Here is a 16,147-nt window from a genome sequence, read left to right on the forward strand (position 1 = left end):
GAAAGTTCCGCCGGGAAGCCTGCGCTCCCCGGCAAGTCTCAAAAACCTATTCCGCCGCCACGCCCATGCGCATGCGCTCCATCTCGATCAGGGCGCGGCGGTATTCGACCGGCATGATCTTGCGGAATTTCGGCCGGAATGTCGTCCAATCGTCGAGGATCTCGCGGCCGCGCACCGAACCCGTGAAATGGACGTGGTTCGAGATCAGCTGGTAGAGCCGCTCCTCGTCATGGCTGGTCATGTCGCCGGAGACGTCGACGCGACCCTTGTGGTCGAGGTCGCCGCCATGATGCAGCAGCCTTTCCATCAGATCGTCTTCTTCCGGCACTGGCTCCAGCTCGACCATCGCCATGTTGCAGCGCGCGGCGAAATCGCCGGCCTCGTCCAGCACATAGGCGACCCCGCCCGACATGCCGGCGGCGAAGTTGCGGCCGGTCTGGCCGATGACGACGACGATGCCGCCGGTCATGTACTCGCAGCCATGATCGCCAACGCCTTCGACGACGGCGGCCACGCCCGAATTGCGCACCGCGAAGCGTTCGCCGGCGACACCGCCGAAATAGGCCTCACCCTCGGTAGCGCCGTAGAGCACCGTATTGCCGACGATGATCGATTCAGCCGCGACGATCTTGGATTCTTCAGGCGGCCGGATGACGATGCGTCCGCCCGACAGACCCTTGCCGACATAGTCGTTGGCGGCGCCGACGAGATCGAACGAGATGCCGCGCGCCAGGAAGGCGCCGAAGGATTGGCCGGCGGTGCCGGTCAGCTTCACCTGGATCGTGTCCTCGCGCAGGCCCTTGTGCCTGAAGCGCTTGGCGACTTCGCCCGACAGCATGGCGCCGGTCGAACGATCGACATTGCGGATGTCGACCTCGATCTTGACCGGCTGCTTGGTTTCGAGTGCGGGCTTCGCCAGTTCGATCAGCTTGCGGTCGAGCACGTCGTCGATCGGGTGCTTCTGCCGCTCGGTCCAGTGTATCGCGTCATGCGGCGCGTCCGGCTTGAAGAACATCTTGCCGAAATCGAGCCCGCGCGCCTTCCAGTGCTGGATCATCTCGCGCTTTTCGAGAAGGTCGCTGTCGCCGACGATCTGGTCGATATGGGTGTAGCCCATTTCGGCGAGCAGCCCCCTCACCTCTTCCGCCACATAGAAGAAGAAGTTGATGACATGCTCGGGCGTGCCCTTGAAGCGCTTGCGCAGCACCGGGTCCTGCGTCGCAACGCCGACCGGGCAAGTGTTGAGGTGGCACTTGCGCATCATGATGCATCCGGCCGCGATCAGAGGTGCGGTCGAGAAGCCGAACTCGTCGGCGCCGAGCAGCGCGCCGATGATGACGTCGCGCCCGGTGCGCAGGCCGCCATCGACCTGTAGCGCAACACGTGAACGCAAGCCGTTCAGCACCAGCGTCTGATGCGTTTCGGCAAGACCCATTTCCCACGGGCTGCCGGCATGCTTGAGCGAGGTCAGCGGTGACGCGCCGGTGCCGCCATCATAGCCCGAGATGGTGATGTGGTCGGCGCGCGCCTTGGCGACGCCTGCCGCAACCGTGCCGACACCGACTTCCGACACCAGCTTGACCGACACGTCGGCCGCCGGATTGACGTTCTTCAGATCGTAGATCAGCTGCGCCAGATCCTCGATCGAATAGATGTCGTGGTGCGGCGGCGGCGAGATCAGGCCGACGCCAGGCGTCGAGTGCCTGACCTTGGCGATGGTCGCGTCGACCTTGTGGCCGGGCAGCTGGCCGCCCTCGCCTGGCTTGGCGCCCTGCGCGACCTTGATCTGCATGACGTCGGAATTGACGAGATATTCGGCCGTCACGCCGAACCGCCCCGAAGCGACCTGCTTGATCGCCGAGCGTTCCGGGTTCTTGCCGCCGCCGGGCAGCGGCAGATAACGGTCGGCCTCTTCGCCGCCCTCGCCGGTGTTGGACTTGCCGCCGATCTGGTTCATGGCGCGCGCCAGCGTGGTGTGCGCCTCCCGCGAGATCGAGCCGAACGACATCGCCCCGGTCGAGAAGCGCTTGACGATGTCGGCCGCCGACATCACGTCCTCTATCGCGACCTTCTTGCGGCCGGTCTCTTCCGCCAGCTTGATCCTGAACAGGCCGCGAATGGTCTGCGCGCGGGCGGTCTCGCTGTCGATCTGCGCGGAATACTCCTTGAACGTCTCCCACGAGCCCTGGCGCACGGCGTGCTGCAAGGTGGCGACGGCGTCGGGCGACCACATATGGGCTTCGCCGCGCATGCGGTACATGTATTCGCCACCGACCTCGAGACTGTTGCGCAGCACCGGGTCGTTACCGAAGCCGTCGGTGTGGCGGCTGAGCGTCTCGGCCGCGACCTCGTCCAGGCCCACGCCTTCGATCAGCGTCGCGGTGCCGGTAAAGTACTTCTCGACGAAATCCGACTTCAGCCCGATGGCGTCGAAGATCTGCGCGCCGCAATAGGACTGGTAGGTCGAGATGCCCATCTTGGACATTACCTTGAGGATGCCCTTGCCGATCGACTTGATGTAGCGCGAGACGACCTCGTAGGCGTCGACCTCGGCCGGCAGCTCACCGCGCTTGTGCATGTCGAGCAGCGTGTCGAAGGCGAGGTAAGGGTTGATCGCCTCGGCGCCATAGCCGGCGAGGCAGCAGAAATGATGCACTTCGCGCGGCTCGCCGGATTCCACGACCAGGCCGACCGCGGTGCGCAGTCCCTTGCGGATCAGGTGGTGGTGCACGGCGGCTGTCGCCAGCAGCGCCGGAATGGCGATCCGGTCAGGACCGACCTGGCGGTCGGACAGGATGATGATGTTGTAGCCGCCGGCGACAGCTGCTTCCGCCCGCTCGCACAGACGTTCGACGGCGCCCTGCATGCCGGCAGCGCCCTCGCTCGACCCATAGGTGATGTCGATCGTCTTGGTGTCGAAACGGTCTTCCGTATGACCAATCGAGCGGATCTTTTCCAGATCGCCATTGGTCAAGATCGGCTGGCGCACTTCGAGCCGCTTGCGGCGGGAATTGCCGACCAGATCGAAGATGTTCGGCCGCGGCCCGATGAAGGACACCAGGCTCATCACCAGCTCCTCGCGGATCGGGTCGATCGGCGGGTTGGTGACCTGGGCGAAGTTCTGCTTGAAGTAGGTGTAAAGCAGCTTCGACTTGTCCGACATCGCCGAGATCGGCGTATCGGTGCCCATCGAGCCCACGGCCTCCTGGCCGGTGGTCGCCATCGGCGACATCAACAGCTTGGTGTCTTCCTGGCTGTAGCCGAATGCCTGCTGGCGATCGAGCAGGCTGACATCCTTGCGCAGCGCGCGCGGCTCGACAGGCTTCAGATCTTCGAGGATCAGCTGCGTGTTGTTGAGCCAGGTCTTGTAGGGATGCCGGGTTGCGATCTCCGACTTGATCTCTTCGTCGGAAATGATGCGGCCCTTGGCGAGGTCGATCAGAAGCATGCGGCCGGGCTGCAGCCGCCACTTCTTGACGATCCTTTCCTCCGGCACCGGCAGCACGCCGGCTTCCGAGGCCATGATGACGCGGTCATCATCGGTGACGATGTAACGCGCCGGGCGAAGCCCGTTGCGGTCGAGCGTGGCGCCGATCTGGCGGCCGTCGGTGAAGGCGACCGCAGCCGGCCCGTCCCACGGCTCCATCAGCGCTGCATGGTATTCGTAGAAAGCCTTGCGGTCGGCATCCATCAGCTTGTTGCCTGCCCAGGCTTCCGGGATAAGCATCATCATGGCGTGGCTGAGGCTGTAGCCACCCTGGAACAGGAATTCGAGCGCATTGTCGAAGCACGCGGTGTCGGACTGGCCGTCATAGGAGATCGGCCAGAGCTTCGAGATGTTGTTGCCGAACAGTTCGGAATCGACCGAGGCCTGGCGCGCCGCCATCCAGTTGTTGTTGCCGCGCACCGTGTTGATCTCGCCATTATGCGCGACCATGCGGTAGGGATGCGCCAGCTTCCAGGACGGGAAGGTGTTGGTAGAGAAACGCTGATGGACGAGGATCAGCGCGGTTTCGAAGCGCGGATCAGTGAGATCCTTGTAATAGGCACCGACCTGATAGGCCAGGAACATGCCCTTGTAGACGATGGTACGCGCCGACAGTGATACGCAATAGGCGCCGATGTCCTTGTTGTCGTTCTCGGCATAGATGCGGCCCGAAATCACCTTGCGCAGCAGATAGAGCCTGGCCTCATACTCTTCGTCGTCGGTAATGTCGGACGTGCGGCCGATGAAGACCTGCCGGTGGAACGGCTCGGATGCGACGATCTCCGGCGCCCTCGACAGCGACGAATTGTCGACGGGAACGTCGCGGAAGCCGAGCAGCGGCAGCCCCTCGGACTGCGCCGATTCGGCGATGATGTCTTCGACATGAGCGCGCAGTGCCGCGTCCTGCGGCATGAACCAGTGGCCGACGCCGTATTGGCCCACCGCCGGCAGTTCGACGCCCTGGGCCGCCATCTCCTCGCGGAAGAAACGGTCCGGAATCTGCACTAGCACGCCGGCGCCGTCGCCCATCAGCGGATCGGCGCCGACGGCGCCGCGATGCGTCAGGTTTTCGAGCACGAACAGCCCGTCCTTGACGATCTGGTGCGACTTGACATTCTTCATGTTGACGATGAAGCCGACGCCACAGGCGTCATGCTCATTGCGCGCATCATAGAGACCTTGCGCGGCCATACCATTGGTGGTTAGGCCGTTGGTGGTTCGGCCGCCATTGGTCAGAACGGTATTTTTAACGGCTGCCGCTTTCGTCTGCGCGGCCTGGCCGATAATCGCAGATGGCGTCAGTTCCGTCATCGTCCTGTCCTCCGTTCCGGCCCCTGGCACTTCTTGCGTTTGGGGCGCTGGTCTACCTTGGGAAGCGACTGGCTTCCGCTCTCATTCTTGCGGCACGTCTTGCGAAATCCTTGGCGAACCGAGCGATGCGCCGCCGGCTCGTATCCGGTATCGTACAGGCCACAGCCGAGCCGTCTACCCGTCGCTCGCGGCAACGGCCGGAGTGGCCCAAATGATACGCCAATCCAGCCTGACTTGTGCGACAAAATAAGACAGTACTACTGTCCTAAATTTTTATGGCAGAATTCCCCGGCACACACAAGACCGATTCACAAAAATCTTAGGCGTTTGGCGACAGAAAATTACGCCGCGTGCAGTCGAAACGAAAACTTCAGTCCGCAGCCCGCCTTCGTGATCAGCATCTGGCTTTACCGCTTTTTCAGCCCTTGGCCCTTGCGCGTCAAACCCCGAAGCAGCCATGGTCGCGCTCCTTTCGCAAACAGCCATGGACTTTCCGAATGTTCTTTGCATCCGACAACTGGGCGGGCGTCCATCCCGATATCTCTGCCAACCTGACCCGCCATGCCGCCGGCATCGCCACCGCCTATGGCGATAGCGACCTCGACCGCGCTCTCTACAAGCGTTTCAACGAGATTTTCGAGCGCGAGGTCGCGGTCTTCTTCGTCGCCACCGGCACGGCGGCCAACGCGCTGTCGATGGCGTCGTTGAACAGGATCGGCGGCGTCGCCTTCTGCCATGCAGAGGCGCATATGAACGTTGATGAATTCGGCGCCGCGGGTTTTTACACCGGCGGCGCGCGCATGTCGCCCGTCCCGGGACCTCTGGGGCGCATCAATCCGCAGGCGCTCGACCGGGCCATCAAGCGCTATTCGCGGGACCTCGTCCCCGCCGGCCAGCCGATGGCAGTGACGATCACCCAGGCGACCGAGGTCGGCACCGTTTACACCGTCGACGATATCAAGGCGATCGCCGAGGTGGCTCGCCGTCACAAGCTGCCGCTGCACATGGACGGCGCGCGCTTCGCCAACGCCGTTGCGGCGACAGAAGTCAGCCCAGCGGAAATGACCTGGAAGAGCGGTGTCGACATCATCTCCTTCGGCGGCACCAAGAATGGCTGCTGGATGGCCGACGCGGTCGTGGTTCTCAATCCCGACGTGGCGGGCGACCTGCGCCTGCTTCGCCAGCGCGCCGGGCAAACCTTCTCCAAGGCGCGCTTCATCTCGGCTCAGTTCGAGGCCTATTTTGCCGACGATCTGTGGCTGAGGATGGCGCGCCACGCCAATACGATGGCCGCAAGGCTGGCCGCGACGATCGAGGATGCGCCGTCGGGCCGGCTGGCCTGGCTGCCGCAGGCCAATGAAGTGTTCGCCATTCTCGACCGCAGCAAGGCGGAAAAAATGCAAGGCGACGGCGCTAAATTCGCTGAATGGGGCGTGCCGCAAAGCTTCGACGGCCACCTCGGCGACAATGAAGCGATCTACCGCTTCGTCGCCAGTTTCGCGACGACCACCGAAGAAGTCGATCACCTTGGCCACATGATCGACTGAGCTTTCCGATGACCAGACCTCCCCTCGGCTCGACCATGCGGCTGGTTCGCCCGGCGCCAAACGTGCTGGGCTTCTACGATGGCCGCATCGACGGCGTCCGCGCCTGGTCGGACGAGCCGAACTGGCTGGACGACGGCGCCTATGCGCTGGGCATCTGCACCTATGCCGTTGTCGACGGGCCGCAGGCGCTTGTCTACGACACGCATATTTCGCTGCCTCACGCGCGCTTCATCAGGCAGACGCTCGAAGACATGGGGGTAAGCTCGATCCGCGTCGTGCTCAGCCACTGGCATGACGATCATATTGCCGGCAACGAGGTGTTTCAGGATTGCGAGATCATCGCCAACAAACTTACGGCCGCAGCGCTGGCCCAGAACCGAGCCGCGATAGAAGGCGGCATTCCGCCGATCAAACCGCTCGTATTGCCGAACAAAACCTTCGAAGGCAGTCTCGACCTCACCGTCGGAACGATTGCGGTCGAGCTGCGTCAGGTCGAAATCCATAGTCATGACGGCACAGTGCTGTTCATGCCCGGCACCGGCCTGCTGCTGGCGGGCGACACGCTGGAAGACCCGATCACTTATGTCAGCGAGGCCGATCGGCTGGCCGAGCATCTGGTCGATCTCGAACGCATGGCCGGCTGGCCGATAAACCGCATCCTGCCCAACCACGGCTCGCTGGCCGCAATAGAAGCAGGCGGCTATGGCAAAGGCTTCATCGCGGCGACGCAGGACTATGTTCGCGAACTGCTTCGCTGCCGGCAAGACGCTGATCTGGCAAAGCAGGATTTGAAGACGTTCGGCGCCGACATGTTTGCCGCGGGTGCGGTAGAATACTACGAGCCATACGAAGCCGTTCACCGGCAAAATGTCGAGGCTGTTCTCGGCACCGGCTTCGGCCAATAAAAGATGGCCGAATTCAGTGTACGTCAGGAAGCGGAAAGCCGACGGCGCACGGACCTCACAAGAAAAGAGAAACGACATGACGCCTCTTGAAGGGGAATACGCCGTCAAACTGCTGCTCTCTCGAAATGGAACCAAGTCGATTGTTACGCTAAGCAATGGTGCCGTACTTCGAGTGTTGAACATTGTTCCCAGTCGTGACGCCGGTGAGCAGTTCGACCACATATCGACGAACATCGCGATCCCGCATGAAGACCATGAAAGTGACTTTTTCCATGCGTCTGAGGTACGCGAGATCGCAACCGAAGAGGGAGCAGTGCTGTTTCGCTCGACAGCTGCTGAGATTTCAAATTGACCCATTACTCGAATTCTAAGCCAGGAACGGCCGCACCAGCAGCTCCAGGCCAAGCAGGATCAGGAAGATGAGGAACCAGCGCCGGAAAGTCTCCGGGCTGATCCGCTGCCGCAGCAACTGTCCCAGCCACATGCCGAGCAGCGCCGGCAGGACCGCCAGCGACGACATGGCGATGTGCTCGACCTGGAATGCGCCATGCGAGGCAAGGCCGGCGGCAAGCGCGATGGTCGAGACGGTGAAGGAAAGACCGAGGGCCTGGATCAGGTCGTCGCGGCTCAACCCCAATGCCTGGATGTAGGGCACGGCAGGGACGACGAAGACGCCGGTGCCGCCGGTAACGAGGCCGGTGAGCAAACCGATAACAGGTGACGACCAGCGTTCGGCCGACGCTGGAACCGTCAATTGCCGCGCCAGCAGCGTATAGGCGGCATAGACGACCAGCGCCGCGCCGAGGCCGGCAGTCGTCCATTTGACGTTGTCGCTGGCCAAGAGCCACGAGCCGGCCAGCGTGCCGGCGACGATGCCGACCATCATCAGCCACAGCCGTCTCAGGATCGACGCGAAGCTCGGTCCCGCGAACAGCTGCCAGAAGTTGGTAACGAAGGACGGCACGATCAGCAGCGAGGCCGCCGCGACCGGCGGCATGATGGTGCCGAGCAGCCCCATCGCCAGCGTCGGCAGGCCCATGCCGGTAACGCCCTTGACGAGGCCGGCGAGCAGGAAGGTGATGGCAATGGTGGCCGTCAGTGCCAAGGAGAAATCAACCGAGAAATCAGACATCGCCCTTCATGGGAAGGCGGCGCCTATTCCAAAAGAGCCAGAACTCCCGGTTCTGGGTGACACAGATTCCTCGCAACAAAAAAGCGGCGCCTCGCGGCGCCGCTTTCGTCTCGGGAGGAGACGCTTCTATTTCTGGGCGTTACTAGGTCCCTTGGGCGTGACGCCGCCGTCTTGATTACGCGGCGTTCTTGGCCTCGATCTGCTTGGCCTTCTCGGAGCTCGCGGTAATCGCGATCTTGCGCGGCTTCAGCTCCTCGGGGATGTTGCGCGTGAGATCGACGAAGAGCAGGCCGTTCTTCAGCGTGGCGCCCACGACCTCGACATGATCGGCGAGCTGGAAGCGGCGCTCGAACGAACGCGAGGCAATGCCGCGATAGAGCAGCTCGGAGCCTTCGCCGTTGCCCTCTTCCTTGCGCTCACCCTTGACGGTCAGCACGTTGCGGTGGGCTTCGATCGAGATCTCTTCATCGGAGAAGCCGGCAACAGCCATCGAGATGCGGTAGGCGTTCTCGCCGGTGCGCTCGATATTGTACGGCGGGTAGGTTTGCGCGCCATCGGGCTGGGCCAGCGAGTCAAGCATGGTGAACAGGCGGTCGAAGCCGACGGTCGAGCGATAGAGCGGGGAAAAATCAACGTGACGCATGAGGTGTTCTCCTGTTGAGCAACATGGTTTGCGTATGGCCGCTACGAAACCCTGAAAAAGGCGTTTCGGGTGGACCAGCAACCCCGACATCGGCGGCTGCATCCAACATTTGGGGAGCGCAAAAGCGCATTTCAAGGATTTTTGAAGAGCTGTGAATTGAGGCGTCGATGAACGGCAGATGAACCGTCGCTTCGGCGCCCGTTCAGCCGGCCGGCGCTAGAGTGCAGCCAGGATCAAGAACCAGGCGGCGCCGGATGAAGGTGCCGCGACGAGGCCGAACCGGGTGTAACGTCCCTTCCTCCCGGATCGACAGAGGCCGGAAGCACGCCGCCGCAGGCTGCTTCCGGCCTTACCCGCTGTTCGTCCACCCCTTGGCGCCCCTCCCTTTGCTTTTCATCCATTGGCGTCTATCACCATGCCGACGCCCTGCCGGGCGAGACACCACCAAACGCAAGCGCCGAATGACGGACCTCTTCCACCCCACGCCAGGCAACCCGCCGCCGCAAAATGTCGCCGGCGGCTTCTTCACCACGCGCGATCGTAAGCAGATCCGCTACGGCCTGTTTGCCGCGGTCACCCGACCGCTGAAGGGCACGGTCGTCCTGCTGCCCGGCCGCAACGAGTGCATCGAGAAATATTTCGAGACCATCCGCAACCTCGCCGATCGCGGCCTTGGCGTCGCCACGCTCGACTGGCGCGGCCAGGGCGGTTCGGACCGGCTGATCCGTGACCCGCAACGCGGCTATGTCCGCTCCTTCTACGACTACACCGGCGACCTCGAGCAGTTTTTCGAGGATATCGTGCTGCCCGACTGCCGCGGCCCCTACTACATCCTCGCCCATTCGGCCGGAGCTGTGATTGCGCTGCTCGCCGCGCCGTCGATGGTCAACCGGGTGCGCCGCATGGTGCTGATCGCGCCATTCCTGACGGTGCCCGATTTTCCGCTGTCTGTAAAAACGGTGCGCCGCGTCTGCTCGCTCTTCTGCTTTCTCGGCCTTGGCCGGCTCTATGCCGCCTGGGGGCCTAGACCCAGGCAGTCCCTGCCCTTTGCCGTCAACAAGGTGACATCGGACCCTGAGCGCTATCAGCGCAACACGAAAATCTACGAGGACTATCCGCAACTGGCACTCGGTGGTCCGACCATCCGCTGGCTGCGGGCCGCCATCAAGGCAAGCGAAGCCATCAGCGAGCCGGACTTCATGGCCAGGATCCAGGTGCCGTTGCTGGTGATCGCCGCCGGCGCCGATCAGGTTGTGTCGACCAAGGCCGTGGAAGCCTACACCAGGCGTCTGCGCGTCGGCTCGCTGCTGATGATCGATGGCGCCAAGCATGAGATCCTGCAGGAGGCCGATGTCTATCGCGAGCAGTTGCTCGCCGCCTTCGACGCCTTCATTCCAGGCCAGGACGACCCCACTGCCTGATGCCGCTAGCGCCGCAGGGTGCGGCGCCTTGAGTTCACGCCTGCTGACAGCCTTCTGTCAGCAGGACCGCCTGGTAGCGCCGGCCGCAAGCAAACAGCTAAAGATTCTGACAGCCGGTGCCGTGCAGGAATGATCATCTCTCCGCGTCGAACTGAACGCCAAGGAGATGACATCATGACCGAGAAAACCTGCGCTGCCTGCGACTGCCAGCTGGACGCCAATCCGATCCGAGTCAAGGTCGGCGGCAAGACCGTCGAGGTCTGCTGCGAGGAATGCGCGATAGCGCTGAACGAAGCCGGCGCCTCAGCGGCCGGCGCTTCAGTGGTCGGCCACGGGGAGGCCTGAGCGATGCGCCCCGATCATGCAGCGACGGCACCATGCCTGCAACATCAGCCGACAACTCACACCGCGACCTTCGGGCGCTCCTTACGAGCACAATGCATCGCGGCGGCCAACTGGATCGGCCGTCAGCTGGAAAGGCGCCGAAGCCGCCTTGCCTTGCTCGAAATGACCGACGAACAGCTCAAGGACATCGGCCTGTCGCGCGGTGAGGCCCACACGGAATATATGCGCCGCTCATGGGACTGAGCCAGGCTGTTTGCGAAAACTCTGACAGGCGAAGTGTCCTGACAGGTCTGGGCAGGCCGCTCGCCTAAAGTGCCGGAACGCTTTCGGCGCAAAGGGAAACGCGGCCATGTCGCAATTCACGGTACAGACGCTCCTGGACACCGCCACCGTCAGGGTAAGGGACGTCGTCTGCAGCGGCGAATGCCGGCACAAGAGCGAAGAGGAATGCACCGCCGCCACGCATCTGGTGTTTCCCTATCGCGGTGTCTTCGTGCGCCATGTCGGCCGCAACGATGCGGTCGCCGAAGCCAACCAGTTGCTGTTCTTCAATGAGGCCGAGCCCTACCGGATCAGCCATCCCGTCGAGGGTGGCGATTCCTGCCTCGATCTCGCCATCGAGGAGGCGCAACTGGAGGAACTGACGCCGAAGGAGCAGTTGCGCTCGGGCAGTGCGCTGTCGTTTCGCCGCCAGCGCCGCCGCATCGACCCGCGGACCCAGGCGCTGGGGGCAGTGCTGCGCCACAGCCTGAGCCGCAACATTGCCGAAACGCTGGAGGCCGAAACCTTGGCGCTGACGCTGGTGCGGCGCTCTCTCGGCGAGCGCACCTCGCATGCCGCCGGCGCCAGCGCCGGCCGGCAGAAGCTGGTCGACCGCGCCAAGCTCGTTCTGTCCTCGGATCTGTCGCGGCGCTGGACGCTGGCCGAGATTGCCGCCGAAGTCGGCGTATCACCGGTTTATCTGACGCAGGTTTTCCAGCAGGTCGAGGCGATGCCGCTCTACCGCTATCATCTGCGCCTGCGTCTGGCGCGTGCGCTCGACCTTTTGGGTCGCTGCGACAATCTGACGACGCTCGGCATGGACCTCGGCTTCTCCAGCCACAGCCATTTCAGCGCGGCGTTCAGGCAGGTCTATGGACGAACGCCGGCGGAATTCCAGCGCTCGATCAAGCCGCGCTGACAGATATCAGCCGCGCAGGGCCGCCATCGCCGCCGCGTGAAGTTCCGGCGTCGCCGCGGCCAGTATGTCGCCGCCCTTCTCCGCCGGGCCGCCGTCGAAGGTGGTGACGACGCCGCCGGCCTTTTCGATAATCGGGATCAGCGCCACGATGTCATAGGGCTTCAATCCGGGATCGGCGACGATGTCGACACTGCCTGACGCGATCATGGCGAAGGCATAGCAATCGGCGCCATAGCGGACGAGCTGGACCTCTTTTTCGAATTTGTCGAAGCGCGTGCGCGCCTCGCCCTTGAACAGCGCCGGCGTGGTGGTGAACAAGGTCGCCTCGTCTAGCTTCGTCGTCTTGCGGGCCGACAGTTTCCGCGGGCCGCCCGGGCCCTCATAATGGGAGCCGGAAGCGTTGGCGTAGAACAGCTCGCCGGTGAAGGGCTGCGCCATCATGCCGGCGACAGCGTCACCGTCGACCGTGAGACCGACCAGCGTCCCCCATACAGGCAGGCCGGAAATGAAGGCGCGGGTGCCGTCGATGGGATCGATCACCCAGACATGCCGGCTGGAGACGTTTTCGCTGCCGTGCTCTTCACCCAAAATGCCGTGATCGGGATACTCCGCCGATATCAGCGCCCGGATGGCGCGTTCGGTCTCGCGGTCGGCTTCCGTGACTGGATCGAAACTGCCTTTTTCCTTGTTGGCCACCGCGCCCTGGGCGCGGAATCGCGGCAAGGTTTCAGCCGCCGCCGCTTGCGCGATCCGGCGCATGAAATCGATGCTGATGTCCACCTGATTCTCCCGCATGCAGAGTGCCTGACCGGTCTGCCGGCACTTTCGCGCTAAAACAACCCGGTTTATCGATTTATCGTAGAGATAACCGTTGCCAAAATGTCACATCGGCGCTGTTCAAACGCAATTTCCACATCAGAGTGAATTAAATAAGCCTGAATTCGATTGACATTTGTGCATCGCACAATAAATTTGTTCTCGGACAGGTTTTCCTGTCCATGCCCTCCTTGGGCGTTTCCTCCCTAGACTTCGACCGTGTCGTGCAAACGATGCGGTCTTTTTTTACGCCGCCGCATGGCTGGCGCGGGATCTCATGGATAGCCGCCGCTCCGGCGTCATTCGGCAGCCAGCGGCAGGTCGATGAAATGGTGGTCGGGCATCGCCATCAGGTCGGCCGAAAAGCGCGCAATATCGTCGGCCAGCGTATCGAAACCAGCCGACTTCTGGAACGTCCGCTCGTTCATGTAGAGCCCGCGATTGACCTCGATCTGCAGCGCATGCAGATGGCGCGCCGGTCGGCCGTAATGCTCGGTGATGAAGCCGCCCGCATAGGGTTTGTTGTGGGCGACGGTGTAGCCCATGCCGATCAGCAGCCCGATCGCCGTCTCGGTCAGCGCCGCGGTGGCGGAGATGCCGAAACGATCGCCGACGATGAAGTCCGGCCGCAGGCCGCTGTCGCCCACCCTGATGCTCGCGGGCATCGAATGGCAGTCGATCAGCACGGCATGGCCGAACCTGGCATGGGTTCTGGTCAAGAGCCGCTTCAGCGTCTCGTGATAGGGTTTGTAGACGGCCTCGATGCGCTGCACGGCCTCCGCCAGCGGCAGCCGGCCGGAATAGATGTCGAGCCCCTCGCCCACCAGCTTGGGCACGGTGCCGAGCCCGCCGGCGACGCGGGCAGAACGGATGTTGCAGAAGGACGGCACCGGCTCGGCGAACATGCGCGGGTCGAGTTCCCAGGGTTCGCGATTGACGTCGAGATAGGCGCGCGGAAAATTCGCCGCCAGCATCGGCGCGCCGAGCGCCACCGCGCCGCCGAACAACTCGTCGACATAGCAATCCTCGGAACGGCGGATGGCGTTGCGGTCGAGCCTGGCCATGGCCAGGAAGCGGTCGGGATAATAGCGGCCGCTATGCGGTGAGTTGAAGACGAAGGGAACGCGCTGCTCGGCGCCCGATCGGATTTCGAAGGGTGGAACGACCGAAAAATCCTCGGCTGCCGTCGTCAATTTGAACGAACCCGGAAACAGCAATGCATCATGATGGGAAACTGCCACCTCATCGGTCGCATGTCCAGCATTTCGGCATGTCAGGACCCCGTCAAATCAGGATTAATGCCGCCAGCGTTCACTTGATGTTTACCGTCACCTCCTCATATACAGGATGGTTAACGGGTTTGCCGGACGGCAGGCTTGGGTGGGCGATTCGGACGGGATAAGATGGCACGCATTCTGCTGGCGGAAGACGACGACGACATGCGCCGGTTCCTGGTCAAGGCACTGGAGCGGGCCGGCTACCATGTCAGCGATTTCGACAACGGCGCCAGCGCCTATGAGCGGCTGCGAGAAGAACCGTTCTCCCTGCTGCTGACCGACATCGTCATGCCGGAGATGGACGGCATCGAGCTTGCCCGCCGCGCCACCGAGATCGATCCCGACCTCAAGGTGATGTTCATCACCGGTTTCGCGGCTGTCGCGCTCAACCCCGATTCCAAGGCGCCGAAAGACGCCAAGGTGCTGTCGAAGCCCTTCCATCTGCGCGATCTCGTCAACGAGGTCGAAAAAATGCTGCAGGCCGCCTGAAGCACTTCGGGCGAGATGCCGCCGCTCGCCTTGGCGGCGCGACAAAACGAGCCGTTCTTTCCCTTTTCCGGCTATTGACGCGCTGGATCAAAAATGGTGTATGCGCGGCTTCGGATGGGCGTGTAGCTCAGCGGGAGAGCACTGCATTGACATTGCAGGGGTCACAGGTTCAATCCCTGTCACGCCCACCATCCAGACCAATCCGGCTTTTGATTTGTTCCGCACGCCATCATGCGTTGATCGGAACTCGATGACACTGTTCCTGGCGCAGCCACGGCGCAAGACGGATGGCGTCGCTAGAGCAATTCCAGGAAAGTGTGAGCGGTTTCCGTCCGGAATTGCGTCAAAACAAGGAGATAGAGTGTTTCGCCGTTTAAACGGTGAAACGCTCTAGTCGCGGAACCATTTCCTCCAGAATATCCATTTGGACCTTCTGCGTTTGCGAAGCCGCACGATCGGCCTGTCGAAATCATCCGGGTTGCCGGACTCGGCAAGAAACCGCCGCCGCCATTCGTCGCTTTCCTCGTTTCGCTGCGGCCCGAGATTCACCTTGCCCTCGCGAGGCACGAGAGCATCCAACCCCGCCAGCAGGCCGATGCGCTGGCTGATGCTATCGAAATCGTCAAGCGTGTCTTCGTAGAAAAGGCGGAGCGGTTCGATCCCGGTCCTGGCAAAAAACGAATTCCAGCGACCGGTGCCGGTGGCAATCTGGGCGAGGGCGAAGTCGATGCCATATGCCGAGTACTCGGCTTTCTTCACGGCAGCAGTCTTGCTGGTCCAGGCGCCGTCCTGCCATGCTTTCGCCCAGGAAATTGCCTGGCCCAGCCGATCGCGTCTTTCAAGGTATATCCACACCGGCTCAGGAAACCACTCGGTAAGCCTGATATCCCTGCTTAGCTCATAGAAATGGGACGGAAACAGTTTGGTTGCGGCCACTCCGTTCGGCGTAGCGCTGGCGGCAATACGGGCGCAACGCTCGACGGTCGGGGTCTTCTCTTCCCGGTTGAAGTACTCTTCCGGATTTCCCAGCACGCCCGTGCTGCGCATCTTTTCGCAAAGAAGCGTGCTGCCGGATCGCTGCAAGGTCGCGATAATGAGCGTCTTGCCAGGAGGTTTCCAACTTGTGGGCGGGCTGATCGGCATGTCTGTCAAATACCAAGGGGACCACAGCCGAGTCCACCTTGCCAATTCAAGGAATGCAAAACCGCCCCGGCGCGAGCCGGGACGGCGCGGTCTCTCGGCCGGATCATTGCGGCCGCGGATCGGGCCTGTCGGGCTTGTCATGAGGGGTGTTGCTGCCTTCACGGCATGGGGTGCCGATGCCGCAGCATTTGCCGTTATAGGTGACACCAGGCTTGGTCTTCTCGCATTCCCTCGGCGGTGCCGTCTGACACCCGGCCAGCACCGAAACGGCGATGGCGGCGAGAAAGACGTTTCTTGAAGTGATAAACATGGACGTTCTCCTTGATGGACCGCGTTTGCTACACAGCGCTTGGTCGCATGCGGCAACGAAATGGTTCACGAGCAAAAACTGAAATTGCCGGCAAAGCCTTCCAGGCACTTGGCGGGCCAGGCGCGCAAAATTTTCAGTCGT

At 62.5% G+C, this 16,147-nt stretch carries 15 protein-coding genes and 1 tRNA gene; 9 read left to right on the forward strand and 7 right to left on the reverse strand.

Annotated elements, in window-relative coordinates:
- Positions 1–46 precede the first annotated feature (46 nt).
- Positions 47–4,798 carry a glutamate synthase large subunit gene (gltB, locus tag FJV77_RS06520; RefSeq protein WP_142866024.1) on the reverse strand — a complete coding sequence of 1,584 codons (4,752 nt, stop codon included), beginning with the start codon at positions 4,796–4,798 and terminating at the stop codon, positions 47–49.
- Positions 4,799–5,295: 497 nt separating this feature from the next.
- Between gltB and FJV77_RS06525 the strand changes: the two genes are divergently transcribed.
- The 3 genes from FJV77_RS06525 to FJV77_RS06535 all read left to right on the forward strand — a co-directional run bounded on the left by FJV77_RS06525 (position 5,296) and on the right by FJV77_RS06535 (position 7,602).
- Complete coding sequence (locus FJV77_RS06525) at positions 5,296–6,345, forward strand: low specificity L-threonine aldolase (protein ID WP_142866025.1); 1,050 nt, start codon at positions 5,296–5,298, stop codon at positions 6,343–6,345.
- 8 nt (positions 6,346–6,353) lie between these two features.
- Positions 6,354–7,250 (forward strand): MBL fold metallo-hydrolase, encoded by an 897-nt coding sequence (locus FJV77_RS06530; RefSeq protein ID WP_142866026.1) that lies wholly within the window; start codon positions 6,354–6,356, stop codon positions 7,248–7,250.
- A 76-nt stretch (positions 7,251–7,326) separates the two neighbouring features.
- On the forward strand, positions 7,327–7,602 hold the full coding sequence (locus FJV77_RS06535; RefSeq protein ID WP_142866027.1) for a hypothetical protein: 276 nt from the start codon (positions 7,327–7,329) through the stop codon (positions 7,600–7,602).
- Between the two features lie 15 nt (positions 7,603–7,617).
- Here FJV77_RS06535 and FJV77_RS06540 read toward each other — a convergent pair whose 3' ends face one another.
- Together FJV77_RS06540 and FJV77_RS06545 are read right to left on the reverse strand one after the other, a co-directional pair.
- A complete protein-coding gene (locus FJV77_RS06540) occupies positions 7,618–8,382 on the reverse strand; it encodes a sulfite exporter TauE/SafE family protein (protein ID WP_142866028.1) in 765 nt (254 codons plus the stop codon).
- Between the two features lie 175 nt (positions 8,383–8,557).
- Positions 8,558–9,025, reverse strand: a complete 468-nt coding sequence (locus tag FJV77_RS06545; RefSeq protein WP_112559269.1) for an Hsp20 family protein — start codon at positions 9,023–9,025, stop codon at positions 8,558–8,560.
- Between the two features lie 461 nt (positions 9,026–9,486).
- Here FJV77_RS06545 and FJV77_RS06550 point away from each other — a divergent pair, with 461 nt between their 5' ends.
- The 4 genes from FJV77_RS06550 to FJV77_RS06560 all read left to right on the forward strand — a co-directional run bounded on the left by FJV77_RS06550 (position 9,487) and on the right by FJV77_RS06560 (position 11,971).
- Positions 9,487–10,446 (forward strand): alpha/beta hydrolase, encoded by a 960-nt coding sequence (locus tag FJV77_RS06550; protein ID WP_142866029.1) that lies wholly within the window; start codon positions 9,487–9,489, stop codon positions 10,444–10,446.
- Between the two features lie 174 nt (positions 10,447–10,620).
- Positions 10,621–10,791 carry a hypothetical protein gene (locus FJV77_RS32220; protein ID WP_185970212.1) on the forward strand — a complete coding sequence of 57 codons (171 nt, stop codon included), beginning with the start codon at positions 10,621–10,623 and terminating at the stop codon, positions 10,789–10,791.
- A gap of 3 nt (positions 10,792–10,794) precedes the next feature.
- Positions 10,795–11,034: a DUF1127 domain-containing protein gene (locus FJV77_RS06555; protein WP_142866030.1), complete on the forward strand. Its 240-nt coding sequence runs from the start codon at positions 10,795–10,797 to the stop codon at positions 11,032–11,034.
- Between the two features lie 106 nt (positions 11,035–11,140).
- Entirely contained in the window at positions 11,141–11,971 is an 831-nt protein-coding gene (locus FJV77_RS06560) for an AraC family transcriptional regulator (RefSeq protein WP_142866031.1), read from the forward strand.
- Positions 11,972–11,977: 6 nt separating this feature from the next.
- On the opposite strand, the gene hisN is transcribed toward FJV77_RS06560, so the two are convergent.
- Positions 11,978–12,751: a histidinol-phosphatase gene (gene hisN / locus FJV77_RS06565; protein WP_142866032.1), complete on the reverse strand. Its 774-nt coding sequence runs from the start codon at positions 12,749–12,751 to the stop codon at positions 11,978–11,980.
- Positions 12,752–13,086: 335 nt separating this feature from the next.
- Positions 13,087–14,028 carry an N-formylglutamate amidohydrolase gene (locus FJV77_RS06570; RefSeq protein WP_142866033.1) on the reverse strand — a complete coding sequence of 314 codons (942 nt, stop codon included), beginning with the start codon at positions 14,026–14,028 and terminating at the stop codon, positions 13,087–13,089.
- 162 nt (positions 14,029–14,190) lie between these two features.
- Between FJV77_RS06570 and FJV77_RS06575 the strand changes: the two genes are divergently transcribed.
- Together FJV77_RS06575 and FJV77_RS06580 are read left to right on the forward strand one after the other, a co-directional pair.
- On the forward strand, positions 14,191–14,553 hold the full coding sequence (locus FJV77_RS06575) for a response regulator (protein ID WP_023671195.1): 363 nt from the start codon (positions 14,191–14,193) through the stop codon (positions 14,551–14,553).
- A gap of 116 nt (positions 14,554–14,669) precedes the next feature.
- Positions 14,670–14,744, forward strand: a tRNA-Val gene (locus FJV77_RS06580).
- Positions 14,745–14,943: 199 nt separating this feature from the next.
- Here the strand turns inward: FJV77_RS06580 and FJV77_RS06585 are convergent.
- Both FJV77_RS06585 and FJV77_RS06590 read right to left on the reverse strand, forming a co-directional pair.
- Positions 14,944–15,696, reverse strand: a complete 753-nt coding sequence (locus FJV77_RS06585) for a Stf0 family sulfotransferase (RefSeq protein WP_142866034.1) — start codon at positions 15,694–15,696, stop codon at positions 14,944–14,946.
- Positions 15,697–15,799: 103 nt separating this feature from the next.
- Positions 15,800–16,006, reverse strand: a complete 207-nt coding sequence (locus FJV77_RS06590) for a hypothetical protein (RefSeq protein WP_142866035.1) — start codon at positions 16,004–16,006, stop codon at positions 15,800–15,802.
- Positions 16,007–16,147 lie beyond the last annotated feature (141 nt).

Source organism: Mesorhizobium sp. WSM4306, assembly GCF_007003975.1.
In the GTDB taxonomy this organism is placed as follows: Bacteria; Pseudomonadota; Alphaproteobacteria; order Rhizobiales; family Rhizobiaceae; genus Mesorhizobium.